Source organism: Opitutaceae bacterium TAV5 (assembly GCA_000242935.3).
Classification (GTDB): Bacteria; Verrucomicrobiota; Verrucomicrobiia; order Opitutales; family Opitutaceae; genus Geminisphaera.
Genome location: CP007053.1, coordinates 3,117,434 through 3,137,663 on the forward strand (window position 1 = coordinate 3,117,434; position 20,230 = coordinate 3,137,663).

The following is a 20,230-nucleotide window of genomic DNA, read 5'->3' on the forward strand; positions in this document are numbered from 1 at the left end:
CATGAACCCCACTTCCATTTTCCCCGTGTATTTCACCGGCTTTGCCGACGAGGTGGCGCCCGACATCGACGTGCAGATCGAAGTCACCCGCGAACTGAGCTGGCGTGCGATCGAGCTGCGCAAGGTCGGGGTCCCCGGGTTTCCCGTCGGCAATCTCCACGACATCCCGGACGAAGCCTTCGACCGCGTGGTGGCAGCGCTGGACGATGCCGGCGTGCGGGTGAATTCCCTCGGCTCCACCCTCGGCAACGGGGCACAGGATATCCGCAATCCGTTCGATGACGAATTGGCCGCGGCGAGACGCGGCGCCACGCGCGCGCAACGTCTGGGTGCGTCGTTTGTCCGGGTGATGAGCTATCCGGTGGGCGACGTATCCGATTTGCGCGAGACAGAGCGTTTCCGGCGACTGCGCGAAATCGTGCGCATCTTTTCGGATGTCGGCGTCACCGTGGTCCACGAAAACTGTGCCAACTACGGCGGCATGAGTTGGAGGCACACCCTGAGCCTGCTGGAAAACGTGCCGGGCCTGAAGCTGGTTTTCGACACCGGCAATTGCGTGAAGGATGCCGACCACGCCCGGCCCGCCCCGCATCCGCGGCAGTTGTCCCTGGAGTTTTTCCGGCAGGTGAGGGAGCACGTGGTTTACGTGCATATCAAGGATGGTGTCTTTGATGCTGAAACCGGGCACGTGCGGTGGTGTTTCCTGGGCGAAGGGCAAGGCGATGTGCATCGTGTCGTGGCCGATTTGCTGGCGGGCGGCTATCGGGGCGGTTTGTCGATCGAGCCGCACATGGGCGGCTCGAGTTTTTACGGACCGCCGACCGTGGAGAACCGCCGCCGCATCTATCTTGAATACGGACGCAGGGTCGAGGCCTTGGTGGCGTCACTGGCCGGGGCGAAGAAAAATGAGGGAACCGCGGTCCCGGTCGGGGGTGAGCCGCAATGATTTTTCGAGCTCCGCGATCACACCCGCACACTGCGGCGATACTGTGTTTCGGCGTGTCATGCCTGTTTCCCGGGGCGGCGCAGTCGAGACCCGAGCCTGCCGCGCTCTTTGGTGACAACGCCGTCCTGCAACGCGATACGCCCGTCCGCATCTGGGGGCGGGCCGATCCCGGCGAGCCGGTTGTCGTGCGCTTTCACAGGGTTTCAGCCAAGGCCACGGCCGATGCCGATGGGAACTGGCAAGTCATGCTTCCCGCGCCGCCGCGTGCCATCCAGGGCGGCAGCATTCAAACCGAGGGAAGCGATCTTGTTTTCAAAGGCGCGTCGGAGACGGTGATCAGCCGCAACGTCGTGTATGGCGATGTGTGGCTTTGTTCCGGCCAATCCAACATGGAGTGGTCGATCCGCAAGGCAGCCAATGCGGTCGATGAAATCGCAGCCGCCAACTATCCCGGCATCCGCCAGTTCAAGGTTGCCGGTCGCTCGGTCGGGCGACCGATCGCTCCGCATGAGCTTGCCGGACATTGGGTCGTGTGTTCGCCCCCCACGGTGGGGCGGGACTTCACGGCGGTCGGCTACTTCTTCGCGCGGGATCTGCACCGCCGCTACAACATCCCGCAAGGTCTTGTCACAAGCGCGTGGGGTGGCACGACGGTCGAGGCGTGGATAAGCGAGGAGGCGTTCGACCGCCATGCGATTTCAGCCGTCGTCCAATCCGGCTCCGAAAACCGGCGCGCGCCGTCGGGCGCATTCAATGCGATGATTCATCCGATTATCGGGGTGGGTCTGCGCGGGATACTTTGGTATCAAGGCGAAGCCAACGCGCGTGAGCCGGACGGATACGGCGCGCTTTTCCGCGCCTTGATCGCCGACTGGCGGCAGCGTTGGGAATCGCCGGCGCTTCCCTTTCTTTTCGTGCAATTACCCAACTATGGCAGCACCGAGGGGATAAATTGGGCGCAAATTCGCCAAGGGCAGGCGTCTGCCCTGGATTTGCCCGCCACAGCGATGGCCGTAACCATAGATCTTGGCGAACCCCGGGGCATCCATCCGCGCAACAAGCAGGACGTTGGCCACCGGCTGGGCTTGCTTGCCAGGCGGACGATTTTTGGCGAGGCGGTGACGGCGGAGGGACCGCGGTTTTTGTCGGCTACATCCGAGGGCAGTGTCGCTCGCTTGCGCTTTGGTGGAACGGAAACCGACGGTGGACAGCTGGTGCTGCGTCCTCCGCCGCCGCCGGACAAGATTGCCTTTGAACTCGCCGGGGCTGATAGCGTGTTCCACCCTGCCGGAGCGACCTTGATCGACAGCGAAATCCAGCTGCGCAGCGAACCGGTGCGTGTGCCGAAGACGGTACGCTATGCCTTCCGCAATAATCCGGCCCCGGTCCTGTTCAACGAAGCGGGGCTGCCGGCGGCACCATTTGTCGCGGGGGTCTCGGAAAGCAATCCGTGAAGTGGCGGCGAGGCAGGGGCAGCCGGTCGCACGGCCTGATTAACAGGGATGCCCGCCCATGCACTCATTCCACCCTGTCGATTTCGGTGATGACCACCTGTTTCGCAGCGTGATCGACCCAAAAATCGAAGATGAAATTGTCGATCACCAGATGCGAGATTTCGCGTCCCGATGCGTCGATGGTCTGGAAATCAGGGAGGAGAAACGGGTCGGCGGCCAGCTCATGGGAGCGATCCAGAATGGTTCGTTGTTTCCGCTTGGTCAGCCGGACGAAAAACTCGACTGCGGAATCGGTAAAGACCGGCTTGTAAGCACTACGATCAGGCACGGCGATGGAGGGATTCCAACGTTTCTATTGTCGTGAACCTCCCCGCTTTCACCGCGTCTATTTTTTGGGCGGTGGCTTTTTTCCATGCCGGTGTCGTTCGCTTGAGCTGGTGCAGATAAACTTGTATTTCCCTGCGCTCACGAGCGGAAAGGCGGGAAAGGTTTTGTTTGATCTCCAGAACGCTCATGCCGTCAAAGATGCGTGATGCCGGGAGCGGGTCAAGAGGGGAGCGAGGTCGATGGCACCAAGGGGTGCGACTCGAAAGTGATGTCAGATCCGTGCGCTCCCCGGACCTGACATCGGTTTGATTCACATCCTCCGCTAGCATCAAGTCTATTGGGTGCTGATTGCGCCTCATCTCCGGATTTGATGGAAATTATCGAAATTATAATCCGCTCATAATTTCGATAATTTTCCTACACTTCCGGAACCATGAACTCCATCTATAATCCGTTTGCTCCCGGCGTCGTCATCCCGTGATCATGGTTGGAGCAGGCTTACCCCAGCTTCGAGGCCGGATGGGGCGCGCCAGGTCCTCGACGCCTTCAGGTGCCGCATCATGCCGGACGACGACTGGAAAACTCAACTGTAGCACGCCTGATTTTCAGGCTCATGCCGGCGTCCCTGATGTTCTTAAGGGGGGCTGAAAATTGTTTTTTTGAACAGAAGTTAAAAAGATCACGAAGGCCCGGAGGAGGCTGGAAGGTGGTTGGGCGGATATGGCGTTTTCTTCTTTCTGAAAAAGAGGTGCCAGATACGGGAGATGGTTACGGGAACGGCAGTGCCTTCGTGATCTTCTTAACTTCTGTTCAATTTTCAGAACCTCCCTTGATTTTACACAAAGATCGCGAAGAACACGAAGTTTCAGGGAACCAGCCCTTTGTAGCCTTTGCGATCTTTGTGTGAGAATCCGGAAATTTCGGGATGCTGATATAAAAACGAATTAATGGAGACTGTATGCGTCTTGCCGGTTTCAGGCGCGGTCGCTTTTGAACAGTTCCCACACTTCGCCGGCGGGGCCGGTGAAAAAGGCGAGGCGCACGGGCACGGGACCGAGGCCGTTGGTGGTTTTTATGGTGACGTCCTCGGGGCCCCGCGTCACCGGGTAGCCGGCGGCGCGCACCCGTTCGATGGCGACATCCACATCGGCGGCGTGCAGGGCCATGTGCAGGAGCGGCCCGGTCGCCTCGCTGGCAGGAATCGGGCGGGCGGCGGGGTCCTCGAAGATTTCGAGGCGGCAGTTGCCGCCGATGTCGAGCAGGGCGCAGCGCAGCCCGTCGGGACGCGACCAGGCGACGTGTATCGAGAAGCCGAGGACATCGCGATAAAAGGCGACGGCGGCGTCCCAGTTGTCGAGACGCAGGGCGACGTGATGAAAACCTCCGGAGAGTGACGGGTGATGTGACATGGTGGAAGATTGAAGTTGGAAGTTGGTAGTTGGTAGTTAGGAGTTAGGAGTTGGAAGTTGGTGTCTGGTGGCGGGAGAGTGTGTCGGGGGCGGATGTCTTGTCGGCTGCGAATCTGGTATCACCAATTTCCAACTACAAACTTCAAACTACCAACTACAAACTTCCAACTCTACCGGCGCAGCCGGTCCGGTCACCATGCAAAATGGCGTTTGATGCGGAGCGGTTCATAGAGATCGGGCGGGAGTTCGCCGAGGAAACGGCTGGGCGTGGCCATCATGCCGTTGGGGCCGGGACGACTGTTGATCTTCGGGAAACAGAGGTACAGTTCGTCCCGCGCGCGGGTGACGCCGACGTAGAAGAGCCGGCGCTCTTCCTCCTCGTCGCCGTTCTCGATGGCGCGGCGCAGCGGGAAGAGGCCGTCGGCGAGGCTGATGAGAAAGACGGCAGAGTACTCGAGCCCCTTGGCCTGGTGGACGGTGGTGAGACGCACGGCGTCGGCGTCGGGATCGACCTTGCGGTCGCCGGTCTCGCTGTTGAGGAGCATGATCTGCGCGAGCATGTCCTGCATGTCCTCGTGGCGCTGCGCGAAGGTGACGAGGGCCTTCAGTTCGTCGAGACGCTCGATGTAGTCGGCGAACGCACCCTTGAGGTAATCGCCGTACCAGCCCTCGATGGCGAGCTCGACGGCGCGCACGGGGCTTTTCTCGGCGTGCATGGCGGCGGCGACTTCGCGCAGGGAGGCGCAGAAACTTTCCCACTCCTCGCGGGCGGCGGCGGGCACCTTGCTTTTCACGTCGTCGGTGATGAGGGCGTCGACCGGATCGGTGCGGAGGAGGCGGGCGTGTTCGCGGGCGGCGGCGTGGATTTTGGCCGCGCCCTTTTCGCCGACCTTGGGCAGGAGCATGGCGATGCGTTGCCAGGAGGATTCGCTGGCGGGATTGTAGACGAATTGTAACAGGGCGACGAGGTCGCGGATGTGTTGCCGCTCGAAAAACTTCACGCCGCTGGTGATGTGGTAGGGGATGCCTTGTTTGGAAAGTTCGACCTGGATTTCGAGAGCCTGAAAGTGGGCGCGGTACAGGATCGCGACGTCGGAGAGCGCACAGCCTTCGTCCACCAGGCCCTTGATGCGTTTGGTGATGAACTCGGCCTGTTCGCGGGCGTCCATCGCCTGGACGAGAAAGGGCTTTTGCGCGTTGGCGCGGTGGGCGCGCAGTTCCTTGTCGAAGTGGCGGCCGCGGGGCTGGGCATTGAGCACGCCGTTGGCGAGGGCGAGGATCTGCGGGGTGGAGCGGTAGTTGGTCTCGATGCGGTGGATGACGGTGCCGGGGTGACGTTCGGGGAACGTCATGATGTTTTCGAAATCCGCCCCGCGCCAGGAGTAGATGCACTGGGCGTCGTCGCCCACGGCCATGATGCGATGGTGCGCGGCCATGAGGTCGATGATGCGCGACTGGAGCGTGTTGGTGTCCTGGTATTCGTCGACGAGGAGGTGGCGGAAGCGTTCGGAAAAATGCGCGGCGATGTCGGGACATTTTTCGAGAAGCTCCAGCCAGAGTTCGAGGAGGTCGTCGTAATCGAGGACGTTCTGTTCGCGCTTGCGGGCTTCGTAGGCGGCGGCGAAAGCGGGGAAGCGGCCGACGATGTCCTTGTATTGGGGAAACCGTTTCTCGACGGTCTGCACGAGTGTCTCCCGGGTGTTGCGCGAGAGGGAGAGGACGGAGTGGAGCGGGCCGGGCTTGGGGTGGGTCTTGTCCTTGAAAAAGGTGCGGTCGGCGGCTTCGACGGCCTGCTTGAGAACGCCTTCGGATTCGTCGGCGTCGAGGATGGTGAAGTTTTTGGGGATTTTGATCGCTTCACCATGGATGCGCAGGATGCGGCTGCCGATGGAATGAAAAGTGCCGCCCCAGAAGCGGCCGGGTTCGTAACCGGTGAGGTCGTGCACGCGATGGAGCATCTCGCGGGCAGCCTTGTTGGTGAACGTGAGGAGGAGGATCTGCCACGGTTTGACGCCTTGCGAGAGCAGCCAGGCCACGCGCCAGGTGAGCGTGCGCGTCTTGCCGGAACCGGCGCCGGCGAGAACGAGGAGCGGGCCGGGCTCGGCGGTGACGGCGGCGTACTGTTCCTCGTTGAGCTCGCCGCGAAAGTCGGGTGGCGGAAAGGCGGCGTCGCCGTCAGGGCGTTGTTGATCCAGAAAGTAATCCATGAACGCGGGCACGCTCGCAGCGCCGGGCCGGGGGGACAAGCCCGGAGGTGGGGGCGCCTGCGAAGGGCGCGCCCGGGTGTCGTCACGGCGCTGCGGTAACGACTGCCGCTTGCAGGACGAGGAGCCCGATCGGGATTGGGCAACCGGCGCTGTGTCGGCGCGCCGGAAAGAAGCATTTTTGCATTTTCACAGAGAGAAAGGCGGGTTTCGGCGGGAAAAGGATGGGGTTGGCCGAAATCACCTTCTCAAAACTCCGGCGGCGGTTAGCCCGTGGCCTAGCCATGTTTTTGCCGTTTATTTACAAGGGGTCGTTTCCCCGGGTTACCGCCGCCGCCTTGTTCTCATGGCTGGCCACGCATACGCATCTGTCGGCCAACCCCTCCGGAGGTCATGTCGCCGCCGGGGGCGCCACGATCTCGGGCGGCGCGGGCGCGCTCACCGTCAACCAGACCACCGCGCGCGCGATCATCAACTGGCAGGACTTCTCCATCGGCGCGGGCGAGCTCGTGCGCTTCGTGCAGCCCGATGCGGCCAGCGCCACGCTCAACCGCGTGATCGGCGGCGCGCCCTCGTCGCTGCTCGGCAACCTCCGGGCCAACGGGCAGGTCTTTCTCATCAATCCCAACGGCGTGATCGTGGGCGCGGGCGCGCGCATCGACACCGCCGGCTTCCTTGCCTCCACGCTCGACGTGAGCGACAGCGCCTTTCTCAAGGGCGGCGACCTGCTCTTCACCGGCGACTCCACCGCCGCCGTGCAAAACCTCGGCGCGATCGACGCCGCGGGCGGCGATATTTTTCTGATCGCCCGCAAGGTCGAGAATCGGGGCACGCTCTCCGCCCCGCAGGGCACGGCGGGCCTGGCGGCAGGCTCCGAGGTGCTGCTCACCACCGGCGGCTCGCAGCGCGTGTTCGTGCAGGCCGGTACCGCGCCCGGCCTCGTGGTCAACGCGGGCAAAATCGCCGCCGCCACCGCCGAACTCAAGGCCGCCGGCGGCAACGCCTACGCCCTCGCCATCAACAACACCGGCGTCATCCGCGCCACCGGCACCGCCGAGCGCGACGGCGAGGTCTGGCTCGTCGCCGCCACCACCGCGGGCCTCGACGGCCTCGCCCGGCACAGCGGCGAGATCACCGCGACCAATGCCGGCGGCACGGGCGGTTTCGTCGAGACCAGCGGCCAGACCGTGCAGATCGCCGACGGCGCGCGCGTGGACACCCGCGGCTCCTCCGGCGTTTTCGGCACCTGGCTGATCGATCCCGACGATTTTGTCATCAGCTCGGGTGGCGCGGCCCAGACCTCCCACGGCATTGGCGCCGATACCCTCGTGACCAACCTGGCCACCAGCAACATCACCTTGCAGACCACCGCGGGCAACCTCTTCGTCAACGCCGCGGTAAGCTGGAGCGCGGGCACGGTCCTGACCCTGGACGCGCTCCTCGGCATCCACTTCAACGCCGACATCACCGCCACCGGCGATGGCGCCGGCTTGGCCCTGACGCACGGCGCCGGCTACGGCTATACGCTGAACAACGGAGCCCGCGTCACCCTGAGCGGCAGCGGGGCGTCCTTTTCGGTCAACGGCTCGGCCTACACGGTGATCCGGAGCCTGGAGGCGTTGCAGGGCATCGCGACCGCGGATCTGTCCGGACGCTATGTGCTGGGCGTCGATATCGACGCTCGCGACACGATCCTCTGGAACAGCGGCGCGGGCTTTGCCCCCATCGGATCGGGCGGCACCCCCTTTACCGGCGTTTTCGACGGACTGGGTAACACGATCAACGGGCTCAGGATCAACCGCCCCTCCAGCACCCATGCAGGTTTGTTCGGAGCTCTTGGTGGCACCGCGCTGGTGCGCAACGTCGGCCTGACCGGCGGCTCCGTGGCCGGAAGCGATTATACCGGCGCCGTGGCCGGGACCAACAGCGGCACAATCACGAACGTTTATACGACGGGGACGGTTTCGGGAAGAGACACCGTGGGCGGGCTCGTTGGCTCCAACGACGGAACGATCACGGATTCCCATGCAACCGGGGCGATTTCAGGCACAAACAAGGAGGTGGGCGGAGTCGCGGGATCGAACAGCGGGACGATCATGCGAACGTATGCAACCGGAAGCGTGGCCGGCGTATGGGATACCGGGGGGCTGGTCGGCTACAACGGGGGTGACATTGTGGAGTCTTACTCGACCGGGGCGGTCTCCGCCGACTTCGGCGGCGGCCTGGCCGGCTGGAACGACGGCACGATCACGCGGAGCTACGCGACCGGCTCGATCTCCGCTGGCGAAGAGGCGGGCGCTCTGGCGGGCGGAAACTTCGGCACGATCACGGAGAGCTACGCCACAGGTTTGATCAACGGCTGGTGGTCCATGGGCGGCCTGGTCGCCTGGAACGAAGGCCACATCTCGTCGAGCTACTGGGACGGCGACAGCACCGGTCTCGATTTCAGTGACGGCGGCGACCGCCTCACCACGGCGCAGGCAAAAACGGCGGCGAGCTACGTCGGCTGGGATATTGGCAACGATCCGTCCGCCAACGTCTGGGTGATGATCGAGGGCCAGACACGCCCGATGCTGGCGTGGGAATACAGCACGCGCATCGCCACCGGCCATCAGTTGCAGCTCATCGGCCTCAACAGCGAGACGCTGGCAGCGCACTACACCCTGGTGCGCGACCTCGATCTGAGCGGCACGGGCAACGTCTCCTCCATCTGGGGCGGAGGCGGCGGGTTTGTGCCCATCGGCTCGTCGGCCACACCCTTCACCGGCACGCTGGACGGACACGGGCACACGATATCCGGGCTCGTGATCGACCGCGGGACGGAGTCCCGCGTGGGCCTGTTCGGTGTCGCGGGGCCGGGATCGCAACTCCTCGATGTCGGCCTGGCCGGCGGCAGTGTGACGGGTCATGAGGCCGTCGGCAGCCTGGTCGGCCTCAACGACGGCGGCGTCATCACGCAGGCCTACTCGACCGGCGCGGTGTCCGGCACGGGATCGTCCGTCGGCGGACTGGTGGGGTACAATCGCGAGGGCGAAATCTCGCAGTCCTACGCGACCGGCGCCGTCTCGGGAGACTCCGCGGTCGGCGGCCTGGTGGGACGCCACGAGGGCGGCTCCATCTCGCAGTCCTATGCGACCGGCGAGGTATCCGGAAACGAATACGCGGGCGCGCTCGCCGGCGTGAACGACGGCGGCGCCATTGACACGAGTTACTGGAATGTGGACACCGCGGGCGGCCTGCCCGGAGTCGGTTCCGGAGCGGTCGACGGTGTCGTCGGCCTGACCACGGACGAGTTCATGTACCTCCGGCTTCCCTCCGGGTTCAGTGCGGCCACCTGGTATGCTGCGACCGGCGATTATCCGCTGCTTCGCTGGCAGCTGGCCTCGTTGCCCGAAAACACCCTGGTCGGCGCGCTCGAAGGCGCGGGCGAGGGCATCACGCTCGCGCTGGTGATCAACGGCCAGCAGGTCGCCACGACCGTCACCGCCGAGGAGGGCGCGTTTGTATTTTATTACTCCGGCGAGTTCGAGGCCGGCACGACCGCGCTGGTCTATACGGTGGGCGACGATTATTTCCGGTCCAACCGGCTCGTGTCGCTCGCCGGCAACCTTACCGAAGAGGTGGCGCTGGCCAACCGGCAGGTTTGGGTCACCAGCGGCGCGACCAGGCTGAGCGACCTCATCGCCGACATGGGGAACGTCCTGGGCTCCTTTTCCGACGCGGATATTCTCTATGCGTTTTCGGGAGACGTGTTCGGCATGACCGCGGGCATCGGCCTGCGCCTCGAGCTCTCGTCCGATGTGTTCACGTTCGACACCGCGCTGAACCTGCCTGGCAACACCCTGCGGATCAACGCTCCCGGCTCCCTGATCGCGCCGCACGCGCTGGTCGCCGGCGGCTTCATCCTCGAGCAGGGCGAATGGATTCAGAACGACGCCACGCTGCCGGTTTTCGAGGTGGGCGACTTCCGCATCGAAGGCGGACGTTTCCTCCGCGCGGTCGGCGGTGACGGCTCGGCGGATACGCCCTGGCTGCTCGCCGATATTTATGGGTTGCAGGGCATCATCACCGGATCGCGGTACGCGCATTATGAGCTGGCGGGCGATATCGACGCCGGCGGCACGGCCAACTGGAACGACGGCGAGGGGTTTCTGCCCGTCACCTACGATTCGACCTACCCCGAGGGGCTGCGGGCCGGGTTCCAGGGAGTGCTGGACGGCCGGGGCCATACCGTCAACGGCCTGACGATCAACCGTCCGGCCATGGACGACGTGGGCCTGTTCGGCATCCTTGGCGATCTCGCCGAGGTCCGCGATCTGGGGCTGGTCGGCGGCAGCATTGTGGGGAGAAGCTCCGTCGGCAGTATCGCCGGAACCCACTACGGCGCCATCCGCCGGAGCTACGCCACGGCATCGGTTTCGGGCAACGACGTGGTCGGCGGTCTGGTCGGCTACAGCGGCTACGAATCCTTTGCCGGCCGCGCCACGACTGTGATCGAGTGGAGCTACGCAACCGGGACGGTCACTGCGATTACGCATAACGCCGGGGGCCTGGTTGGCCATACCTGGGAAGGCGAGATTCTCTACAGTTACGCGACCGGGGCGGTGACCGGCGGATTCCAGGTGGGCGGCCTGGTGGGCACCAGCATCGACACCTCGATCAAATACAGCTACGCGACGGGCGCGGTGACGGGTGAATACCTTGTGGGCGGCCTGGCGGCCATCAATTACCTGGGAACCATCGAGCAAAGCTATGCAACCGGGGCCGTGTCCGGTGAATCCTCGATCGGCGGCCTGGTGGGCTGGAACGATCGGGGAACGGTCAGGCAAAGCTACGCGACAGGCGCCGTGACCGGCGAGGACGAGGTGGGCGGCCTGGTGGGCGACAACGACCGCGGCTCGGTCATCCAGTCCTACGCCACCGGCGCAGTGTCGGGCGAGGACGATGTCGGCGGCCTGATCGGCTACAATCATCGCAACAGCACGGTCACCCGGTCCGTCTGGGACGTCGACACGACCGGGCAAAACGCCGCGGTGGGCGGAGGCTCCCGCACGGTCGACGCCACCGGCCTGACCACCGCGCAGATGACCGATCCGGCTTCGTTCGCGGAATGGAGCATCGACGCCGAGGGCGGGGCCGACACCGTCTGGCGTATCTACGCGGGAAATACAGCGCCCCTCCTGAAAGCATTCCTCACGCGGCTCGAGGTCAACGGCGAGGACAAGACGGTGGCGTACACCGGCCTCGCGCAGACTTCGGGCTACAGCGTGAACGGCCCGTACGACACCTCGCTCCTGCTCGGCTCGACCTCGAGCGGAATCAATGCGGGCAGCTATGACGTGACGACCGGTCTGTATTCGTCCCAGCAGGGCTACGATCTGGTTTCCACGGGGAGCGCCCTGACCATCGTGCCCGTGTCGATCGTCGTCACGGCCAACGGCGGCGCCTCGGTCTACGGCGATACGCCGGCCAATCCCGGCCTTGCCGCCGAAGGTCTGGTCAACGGGGAAACGGTCGCGGTGCTCACCGGTCTGGACAACAGCTTCGGTATCGGCGCGACGACGAATGCGGGCAGCCACACGCTGACGGTCGAGGGTACGCTGACCAACGGCAACTACATCATCACCACCCGTAACGACGGCACCTGGATCGTCTCGCCAAAGGAAATCACCGTCACGGCCAACGGCGGCACGTCCACTTACGGCGATGCGCCGGCCAACCCCGGGTTCACGGCCGGGGGTCTGGTCAACGGGGAAACCGTTGCGGTGCTCACCGGCCTGGGGAACAGCTTCGGTATCACGGGCACGACGAACGCGGGCAGCCACACGCTGACGGTCGAGGGCACGCTGACCAACGGCAACTACACCATCGCGCAGCGCCACGACGGCGCCTGGATCGTCTCGCCGAAGGAAATCACGGTGGCGGCCAACGGCGGCACGTCGACCTATGGCGATGCGCCGGCCAATCCCGGCATCACCGCCGAGGGTCTGGTCAACGGCGAGACCGTCGACGTGCTCACCGGGCTCGCCAACAGCTTCGGCGTCGGCGCGACGACCGGAGCCGGCAGTTACACGCTCACTGTCGAAGGCGAACTGGCCAACGGCAACTACACCGTCATGAGCCGCCACGACGGCACGTGGATCGTGTCGCCGAAAGACCTGCTGATCACGGCCAACGATGCGACACGGCTCACGGACAGCCCGAACCCGGTTTTCACCGCGAGCTTCGAAGGCCTCGTCAACGGCGAGACGGCCGACGTGGTCTCGGGGCTGGAGTTCACGACGCCGGCCACGCCGGAGTCGGAGCCGGGCGCGTATGCGATCACGCCCTGGGGAGCCGCGGCGGCCAATTACGCGATCCGCTACGAGGACGGCGTGCTCACCGTGGTGTCTCCCGGCATCACGGTGGACGGATACACGGTGCCGGTGGTACAGATCGACGGCGTGCCGGTGCGTTCGGATAAGTATGCCGCGGTGGTGCGCGGCGGGCGCACGACGTTGGTGCCCCTGGTCGATGCGCAAACCGGTGAGAGCCGGGCGGTGGAGCAGGACGTGGGCAACGCGCTGGCCTCGCCGCCGCTGCTGACTTTTTCCCTGTCGCCATCGCCGTCCGGGCCTCCGGCGAGCTATCGCGCCGGCGCGGAAGGCGAGGCGCCGTCCGGTCCCGCGCCGCTGGCCGTGACGAGCTTTTCCGAATTCCTCAAGGCGGAGGGCGCACGATGAGCCAATTCATGAAACCCGTCCTCCTTGTCCTCCTCCTGACGGCGACTGCCGCGTCGCATGCGCAGACCTACGAGCAGGTGGCGCCGCAGACGCCGGCTCCGGCGGAGCCGGCCCCGCCGGTCCTGCCCGTGCCGCAGCCGGAACCGGAGTCCGGCGACGACCGCGTGCTCACGCCCGCCCTGCTCGGTCTGGTTTTCGTGACCGACCCGGCCGGGGTCAGGCCGGAAGGCGTATCAATTGATGGAATACACATGCCCTCCGGTCTGCTGCTCGACACGCCGGCCTTCCGCGAAAAACTGGAGACGCGGCTGGGGAAACCCCTGACGCTGGGCGGGCTCCGGGAGATCACGCGCGAGGCGGTGCTGGCGTATCGGGCCGCGGACCGGCCGATCGTCGATGTGGCCGCGCCGGAGCAGAACATCCGGTCGGGCACGATCCAGCTCCTCGTCACCGAGGGGCGGCTGGGAGAGGTGCGCGCGGAAGGCAACCGCTGGTTTTCCTCCGGACGGCTGACCGGTGAGGTGCGCATCGCACCCGGCGAGTCCATCTCCGGGTCGGAGCTGCTCGACGACCTGGCCTGGCTCAACCAGAACCCGTTCCGGCGGGTGGATCTGGTGTTCGCGCGCGGCGCGCAACCCGGGGAGACCGACGTGATCCTGCGCACGCAGGACCGGCGTCCCTGGCGGGTGTATGCCGGCTACGACGACTCGGGCACCCCGCTCACCGACGAGGACCGGCTGTTCGCCGGCTTCAACTGGGGTGATGTTTTCGGCCTGGACCACCAGCTCAATTACCAGTTCACCACGAGTCCCGATTTCGAAAAAATGGTGGCGCACTCCGCCAGCTATGTCGTGCCGCTGCCCTGGAGACACACGCTGACGCTCTTTGGCAGCTATGCGAAGAGCGAGCCGGACATCCCGCCTTTCAATCTGGAAGGCACCTCCTGGCAGGCGGGATTGCGTTACCGGGTGCCGCTGCGTTCCTGGCAGGGAGTCGAGCATGCGGTTTCGGCGGGTTTTGACTTCAAGCGCAGCGACAACAACCTGGCGTTCGGCGGCATGTCGGTGTTCGCGCAGGCGACCGATGTCGTGCAACTGGTTTTGGGATACGAGGCGAGCCTGGCGGACCGTCTGGGAGTGACCTCGGCTGCGTTCACCGTGGCGCTGAGCCCTGGCGGCATCGGTGGCCACAACGACGATGCCGACTACGCGGCGGCGCGCTCGTACGCCGAAGCGCGCTACGCCTGGGCGCGCCTCGCGCTGGAACGCACCACGCGGCTGCCGCAGGAGTTTTCCTGGGTGGTGCGGGCCGAGGCGCAGCTTGCGAGCGGCAACCTGCTGGGCAGCGAGCAGCTCGGGTTTGGCGGAGCATCGTCGCTGCGCGGCTACGACGAGCGCGAGGCCAACGGCGATAGCGGCTTCATCCTCGTGAACGAACTGCACGGTCCGGCGTTTTCCGTGGCACGGCATCTCGGCTTCACACGCGCAAGCGACCGGCTGGTGCCGCTGGTGTTTCTCGACGCGGGCGTGGCGGTGATCGCCGACACGCTGCCGGGGGAGGAGCGCACGCGCGAGCTGCTGAGCACGGGTATTGGCCTGCGCTATACGCTGGCGGCGAACATCGTCGCCCGGTTCGACTACGGCTGGCAGTTGCGCGACAGCGGCGTGTCCCCGACCGGTGACAACCAGCGTGGCCATGTGAGCGTGACGGTGGCCTGGTGACCGTTGCCCCGGAGGCCGCTTCCTTCCGGGAAAATCCACAGACTTCAGAGTGCTGGCATTATTTGCAATATATTTTCTTTAATAACGGAACAGACTTGAGTGTGTGAGGTTGCGGGAATGCAATCTCCGGATGAATTCTCTCTTCCCTCGTCGTGTTTTGTGGTCGTTGCTGACTGTCGTTGCTTTTGCCATGTCTGCCTGCGGACGGGCTCCGCTGGAGCCGGCGGAACGGCTTGAGGTGATGAAAACGGTCTTGAGGGAAGTGCAGGAACTCCGGGGCGACACCAATCGCGCGATCGAGTTGCCCGAGTACGTGCTGAAAATGCAGTACATGAACGCGGTCATCGACAAGGCCCTCAAGGGCGCGGACGAGGAAACGGCCGCGAAGATGCGTTATTATGCGGCGCCCTGGAACGCAGCGCTGGAAATATGGACCCATTTCCAGGGACCTCCCTCGGAACTGATGCCAACCCTGGTCGAACAATGGAAGATCGGAGCGGAGCGCGTGCGGGAACTGCAAAACGCCATCCGCGAACTGGAGGCGGAAGCGGCGGCCGGGGCGGAGGCCGGCAGCCCGACGTAACGGCCGGGCTCCCGGCCCGGCGTTCCGGGAGAGCGACCGGCGTCATCGCTTGCGGCGTGTTCAGTTTTTTTCCGTCCGCGGGAGCAGGGTCAGGACGATGTCATCGCCTTGGGCTTTCAACTCCCGGGTTACCGGATCGATGTCGGTGGGCCGCGTGTCGAGCTTGCCGTTGGGGCCGGTGGCCACGAGAGTGATGAGGCCGGGGTAATAGTGGATGCCGTCGGGGTCGGCAGGAATGATGACGCGATACCAGGACGTCACCTTGCGGGCGAGGGGATCGTCGAGCAGGGTCCAGGCGTCGGGTTTTACGGGCAGGGTGCGGGCGGTGGTGAAGGCGCCGCCCATCTCTCTTTCCGTTTTCTGTCCGGAACTGCCGGGCGCGGTTTCGAACGTGCCGGTGGCGTCGAGCGTCAGATACGGGCCGTTCCATCCGCGCCAGTTGCGGTTATTGCCCGGCCCCGGTGACTTCGGGTCGCGGACAGCGAGACGCGTGGCGAGCAGATCGCGGAAATCGGCGAGGTCGCTTTCGCGAAGCGCGGCGGGCCGTTCGGGGACCGGAGCGGAAAAGATCTCTTCCTGGCTGTTGGTGCCGGGAGCGGGTTGTGAGGTGGCGGGCGCGGCGATGCCGGCGAGCGGCCACAGGCCGAAACGGTCGAACAGCTCCATGTCCTCGTCCTGCAACTGGCAGTCCTGGTAACAGCGCCGGAAGGCGGCCTGGAGGGTGCTCATGTCGGTGAGGACGATGGTTTCCGGAGGGAATTCGGTGGTGCGCCGGCAATCCGGCACAAGGATGATGAGGAGAACCCCGAACAGCGTGCCGACGAGGAGGAGTTCGAGCAACGAGAGTCCGCGTTGCGAACGCAGACGGTTGCCGGGTTGAGGGAAGCTGCTCATGAGGGCCGCGATTATCCAGGGAGTGTTTCGTCGGGGCAAGCATGACGCTACAAAATGGCATTAACGGGCAAGGTTGGCCGGTGGTCCCCGGTTTCCGACGGTGGCTCTCTTCTGCCCGATTCTCCGTCCGCCCTTGCGCGCAACCCCGGCGAGAGTCTCATTAATAAACCGCCGTTCCGCGTGTTATTATGAGTACATCAGCAGCTGCATCCCCCATGCCAACCCGCCTCCGCGCTTCATGAACCAGGCTCCCGACGCTCTTTCCGTTCACGGTCTGATCGCCGAAGCCCTTGTGCGGCACGAAGCGACGTTGTTCCGCTACGCGACCCGACTCCTGCACGATGCCGACCAGGCTCGCGACATCGTGCAGGAGACCTTTGCCGCTCTCGGCTCCACGCCTCCCGCGGCGTGGGCCGATCACACCGGCGCATGGCTCTTCACCGTCTGCCGGCGCAAGGCACTCAACGTCTTGCGCAAGCAGGGGCGCATGACGCTTCTCGACGACGAAGCCACCGGCCGCATCCCGTCACCCGAAGCCGATCCCGCCGCTCTCCTCCAGCATGCCGAAGACCGGCAACAGATCCTCGCCCTCGTCTCCGCCCTCCCTCCCGCCCAGCGCGAAATCGTCCGGCTCCGCTACCAGGAAGGTTTCAGCTACCAGGAAATCGGCGAGATCACCGGCCGCTCCGCCAATCACGTCGGCGTGCTCCTGCATACGGCCGTCCAGTCCATGCGCCGCGAATGGGAGGCCAGCAACAACCGCTAGTCCTTTTCCGGCCCCGCCGCCGCAATCCGCCGCCCGCCCGGCCTGCCGCCAACCACACTTTTACAGACAATCCGACGATCCACGATCGAACGCTCCACCGCCACCACGCAGCCGCCACGACCATGACCACGACCTCGCGCACCGCTCCGTCTCCCACTCCCGATGACCCGCGCCTCACCGCCTACGTTTCCGGCGACCTGCCGCCCGGCGAAGCCGAAACCTTCGCCCGGGAGGTGGCGGCCGACGCCGCCACCCAGGCCGAAGTGGACCGCACCCGGCAATTCGTCGCCGCGCTGGAGGATGCGCTCACCTCCGAACCGCTGCCGGAGCCGCCGCACGATACCGACGTGCCGTTGCCGCGACGCCTGCGCGAGCAGCCGGTGATGCGCCGCCGCCTTTCCATTTTCCCGGCCCTCGCCAGCGCGCTGGCGATCGCCGCGTGCCTGGTCATGGTCGCCGCGCTCCTGCTGCCGACGGTAGGGAGCCAGTTCCTTCCCGTCGTGGTCCTCGGGCTTGCGGTTGGCGGGCTTGTATTCCTGCGAATCACCGGCCGGATCGGCACCCTGACGCTGATGGTGGCGTTGGTGGCGGTGGGGATTGTCGTGCTCGGCTGGCTGGGGATCGCCGGCGGGGTCCGGGAATAACTCCAGGACGGTTGGTGTCACTCCCCCGCCAGCAATCGCAGCAACCCTTCCTCGTCGAGCACGGGCACACCGAGTTTCCGGGCCTTTTCCAGTTTCGACCCGGCTTCCTCGCCGGCGACGACGTAGTGGGTTTTCTTGGACACGCTGCCGCTCACCTTGCCGCCGGCCGCCTCGATTTTCTCCGTCGCCTGCTCGCGGCCCAGCGTCGGGAGCGTGCCGGTGAGCACGAACGTCTTGCCCGCCGCCGGGCTGTCCGCCGCGTTCTCCGCCGGCGGCGTCGGCGCGAGGCCGGCGCGTTGCAGGTCGGCCACGAGTTCGCGGTTCGTCCCGTCGTCGAACCACGCGCGCACGGCCTGCGCGGTGATTTCGCCAAAATCCGCCAGCCGCACGAGGTCGGGCAGCGGCGCGGCGGCCAGCGCATCGAGCGAGCGGAAAGAGCGGGCCAGCGTCTTGGCCGCCGTCGCGCCGACCTGCGGGATGCCGAGGCCGTGAATCACGCGCCACAGGTCGGCGGTGCGGCGGGCGTCGATGGCGTTGATCAGGTTGTTGGCCCATGTCTCGCCGGATTTTTTCAGCGGCAGCAGGTCTTCGACCTTCAGCCGGAACAGGTCGGGGATCGTCGTGATGAGTTTCTTCTCCAGAAGCAGGTCCACAATCTCCCGGCCGAGACCATCGATATCGAGGCACGCTTTGGAGGCGAAATGCGCGACGCGGCGGCGGACTTTTTCCGGACAATGCGGGTTGGGGCACCGCCAGGCCACACCGCCCTCGACGCGCACGACAGGCGTGCCGCACGCGGGGCATTTTTCGGGGAAACAGTAGGGTTCGCACGAAGGTATCCGCTTGTCCATGACAACGCCGATGACCGCCGGGATGATCTCGCCCGCCTTTTCGATGAGCACGGTGTCGCCGATGCGCACGTCCTTGCGCGCGATCTCGTCGGCATTGTGCAGCGTGGCGCGTTTGACGGTGGTGCCGGCAAGGAGCACGGGATCGAGCTCGGCCACGGGCGTGAGCACGCCGGTGCGGCCGACCTGGATGGTGATGGCGTTGATGCGCGTCTCGGCGCGGTCGGGCGGGAACTTGAAGGCGCAGGCCCAGCGCGGCGAGAGCTTGCGGGCTTCCTGCGCGCGGCCGGCGGCGTCGGTGCCGCGGTAGCCGAGGATTTTTTGCTGCGCGAAAAGATCGAGTTTCACCACCGCCCCATCGGTCGCGTAGGCAAAGCCGCGCCGCAGCCGGTCGAGCTCCGCGATGGCCTCGCGCACGGCCTCGATGCCGCGCACGGACCAGGTTTTTTCCACCGTCGGCAGCCCCCAGGCGGCGAGTTGTCGCTGGAAGCCGGTCTGCGAATCGAAACCCCAGCCGGGCGTGGGGGGGGCCGCGGTGGCCAGCGCCGCCAGCGCCTGTTCGGGCGCGGGTTCGCACGCGCCGAGTCCATAGAGCACGATTTCGAGGCGGCGCGAGGCGACCACCGAAGAGTCGAGCAGCTTGAGCGTGCCGGCGGCGAGATTGCGCGGGTTGGCGTAGGCGGCTTCGCCCGCTTCCTCCTGCTGCTGGTTGATCCGGCGAAATTCTTCCTCGCGCAGAAAAATTTCGCCGCGGATCTCGATCAGATCGGGGAAGGGGGCAACGGGCACCGGCGCCGCCGGTGTGGAGGCAGGAGCCGGGGCGGCGGCGAGCGAAAACAGGTCGTCCTCCGGTCCGGGTCCGGCGGGCGCGGGGGGGGAGGGGGGGGCGACCACCGGTGGCGCGGCGCGCAGGGTGTGCGGGAGGCCGCGGAGGGTGCGGACGTTGGCCGTTACGTCGTCGCCTTCGGAGCCGTCGCCGCGAGTCACCGCGCGGGTGAGCTTGCCGTGTTCGTAGGTGAGGGAAACGGCCGCGCCGTCGATCTTGGGCTCGACGATGCAGGCGAGCCGGGCGTTGTCGGCATCGGCCGCGTCGTTTTCGGCGCGGGCTTCGCCAGTGCCGGCGTCGATCGCGCCGGCCGCCGCCAGGGTCTTGAGCAGGCGGGCGTAGAACTCGCGCAGTTCGCCGTCATCGTAGGTGTTGTCGAGCGTCATCATCGCCTGCCGGTGGCGCACGCGGGCAAACCCCTCGGCGCGATCGTCACCGATGCGGCGCGTGGGCGATTCGCCGGTGGCGAGTTCCGGGTGCTGCGCCTCGAGATCGGCGAGCTCGCGCTTCAGGCGGTCGTAGTCGAAATCGCTCAGTTCGGGACGCGCGGCACGGTAGTAGAGTTCGTCGTGCCGGGCGAGTTCGGCACGGAGCGCGGCGATGCGGGCGGCGGGGGAATTTTCCGGAGAGGCGGACATGGGAAAAAGCTGAAAAACTGGAAGGCTGGAAAACTGAAGGGGAGTTCTGAAACCGGATTTTTTGAACAGAAGATAACGGGAGGTTCTGAAAATACATTTTTAACCACTCATGCACACTGATGCACACTAATGGGCACTGACGAGCAAACCTGATCGGAATGCAATCAGATGATATTGAATGGATTCTGAACCGTTATTAGTGTGCATCAGTGTGCATGAGTGGTTAACTTGATTGAAAGAAGTTAATT

General features: G+C 65.2%; 13 protein-coding genes. 7 read left to right on the forward strand and 6 right to left on the reverse strand.

Translation table 11 applies throughout. The annotated features are described in order from the left end of the window. Position 1: 1 nt before the first annotated feature. The gene (locus tag OPIT5_13575) at positions 2-946 is read left to right on the forward strand and encodes a xylose isomerase (protein ID AHF91082.1); all 945 of its coding nucleotides are present in this window, start codon (positions 2-4) and stop codon (positions 944-946) included. After that, on the forward strand, positions 943-2,400 hold the full coding sequence (locus OPIT5_13580) for a sialate O-acetylesterase (protein ID AHF91083.1): 1,458 nt from the start codon (positions 943-945) through the stop codon (positions 2,398-2,400). The genes OPIT5_13575 and OPIT5_13580 overlap by 4 nt, the downstream gene beginning before the upstream one ends. A 64-nt stretch (positions 2,401-2,464) precedes the next feature. Here OPIT5_13580 and OPIT5_13585 read toward each other — a convergent pair whose 3' ends face one another. From OPIT5_13585 to OPIT5_13600, 4 genes are all read right to left on the reverse strand, one after another. After that, the gene (locus OPIT5_13585; protein AHF91084.1) at positions 2,465-2,728 is read right to left on the reverse strand and encodes a hypothetical protein; all 264 of its coding nucleotides are present in this window, start codon (positions 2,726-2,728) and stop codon (positions 2,465-2,467) included. After that, positions 2,721-2,915 (reverse strand): hypothetical protein, encoded by a 195-nt coding sequence (locus OPIT5_13590; protein AHF91085.1) that lies wholly within the window; start codon positions 2,913-2,915, stop codon positions 2,721-2,723. The genes OPIT5_13585 and OPIT5_13590 overlap by 8 nt, the downstream gene beginning before the upstream one ends. 786 nt (positions 2,916-3,701) lie before the next feature. Continuing rightward, positions 3,702-4,136: a glyoxalase gene (locus OPIT5_13595; protein ID AHF91086.1), complete on the reverse strand. Its 435-nt coding sequence runs from the start codon at positions 4,134-4,136 to the stop codon at positions 3,702-3,704. A gap of 191 nt (positions 4,137-4,327) precedes the next feature. After that, positions 4,328-6,343, reverse strand: a complete 2,016-nt coding sequence (locus OPIT5_13600; protein AHF91087.1) for a DNA helicase UvrD — start codon at positions 6,341-6,343, stop codon at positions 4,328-4,330. A 281-nt stretch (positions 6,344-6,624) separates the two neighbouring features. Here OPIT5_13600 and OPIT5_13605 point away from each other — a divergent pair, with 281 nt between their 5' ends. The 3 genes from OPIT5_13605 to OPIT5_13615 all read left to right on the forward strand — a co-directional run bounded on the left by OPIT5_13605 (position 6,625) and on the right by OPIT5_13615 (position 15,366). Then, positions 6,625-13,062, forward strand: coding sequence for a filamentous hemagglutinin (locus tag OPIT5_13605; protein AHF91088.1), 6,438 nt, complete (start codon positions 6,625-6,627; stop codon positions 13,060-13,062). Continuing rightward, a complete protein-coding gene (locus tag OPIT5_13610; protein AHF91089.1) occupies positions 13,059-14,783 on the forward strand; it encodes a peptide transporter in 1,725 nt (574 codons plus the stop codon). Before OPIT5_13605 ends, OPIT5_13610 begins: the two co-directional genes overlap by 4 nt. A 190-nt stretch (positions 14,784-14,973) precedes the next feature. After that, positions 14,974-15,366 (forward strand): hypothetical protein, encoded by a 393-nt coding sequence (locus OPIT5_13615; GenBank protein ID AHF94374.1) that lies wholly within the window; start codon positions 14,974-14,976, stop codon positions 15,364-15,366. Between the two features lie 60 nt (positions 15,367-15,426). Here OPIT5_13615 and OPIT5_13620 read toward each other — a convergent pair whose 3' ends face one another. Beyond that, positions 15,427-16,260, reverse strand: a complete 834-nt coding sequence (locus OPIT5_13620; protein ID AHF94375.1) for a hypothetical protein — start codon at positions 16,258-16,260, stop codon at positions 15,427-15,429. 238 nt (positions 16,261-16,498) lie between these two features. Between OPIT5_13620 and OPIT5_13625 the strand changes: the two genes are divergently transcribed. Next, positions 16,499-17,026, forward strand: a complete 528-nt coding sequence (locus OPIT5_13625; GenBank protein ID AHF91090.1) for an RNA polymerase subunit sigma-24 — start codon at positions 16,499-16,501, stop codon at positions 17,024-17,026. A gap of 122 nt (positions 17,027-17,148) precedes the next feature. Further along, positions 17,149-17,670 (forward strand): hypothetical protein, encoded by a 522-nt coding sequence (locus tag OPIT5_13630; protein ID AHF91091.1) that lies wholly within the window; start codon positions 17,149-17,151, stop codon positions 17,668-17,670. Positions 17,671-17,687: 17 nt separating this feature from the next. Here OPIT5_13630 and OPIT5_13635 read toward each other — a convergent pair whose 3' ends face one another. Beyond that, positions 17,688-19,982, reverse strand: coding sequence for a DNA ligase (locus OPIT5_13635; GenBank protein ID AHF91092.1), 2,295 nt, complete (start codon positions 19,980-19,982; stop codon positions 17,688-17,690). Positions 19,983-20,230: the final 248 nt, after the last annotated feature.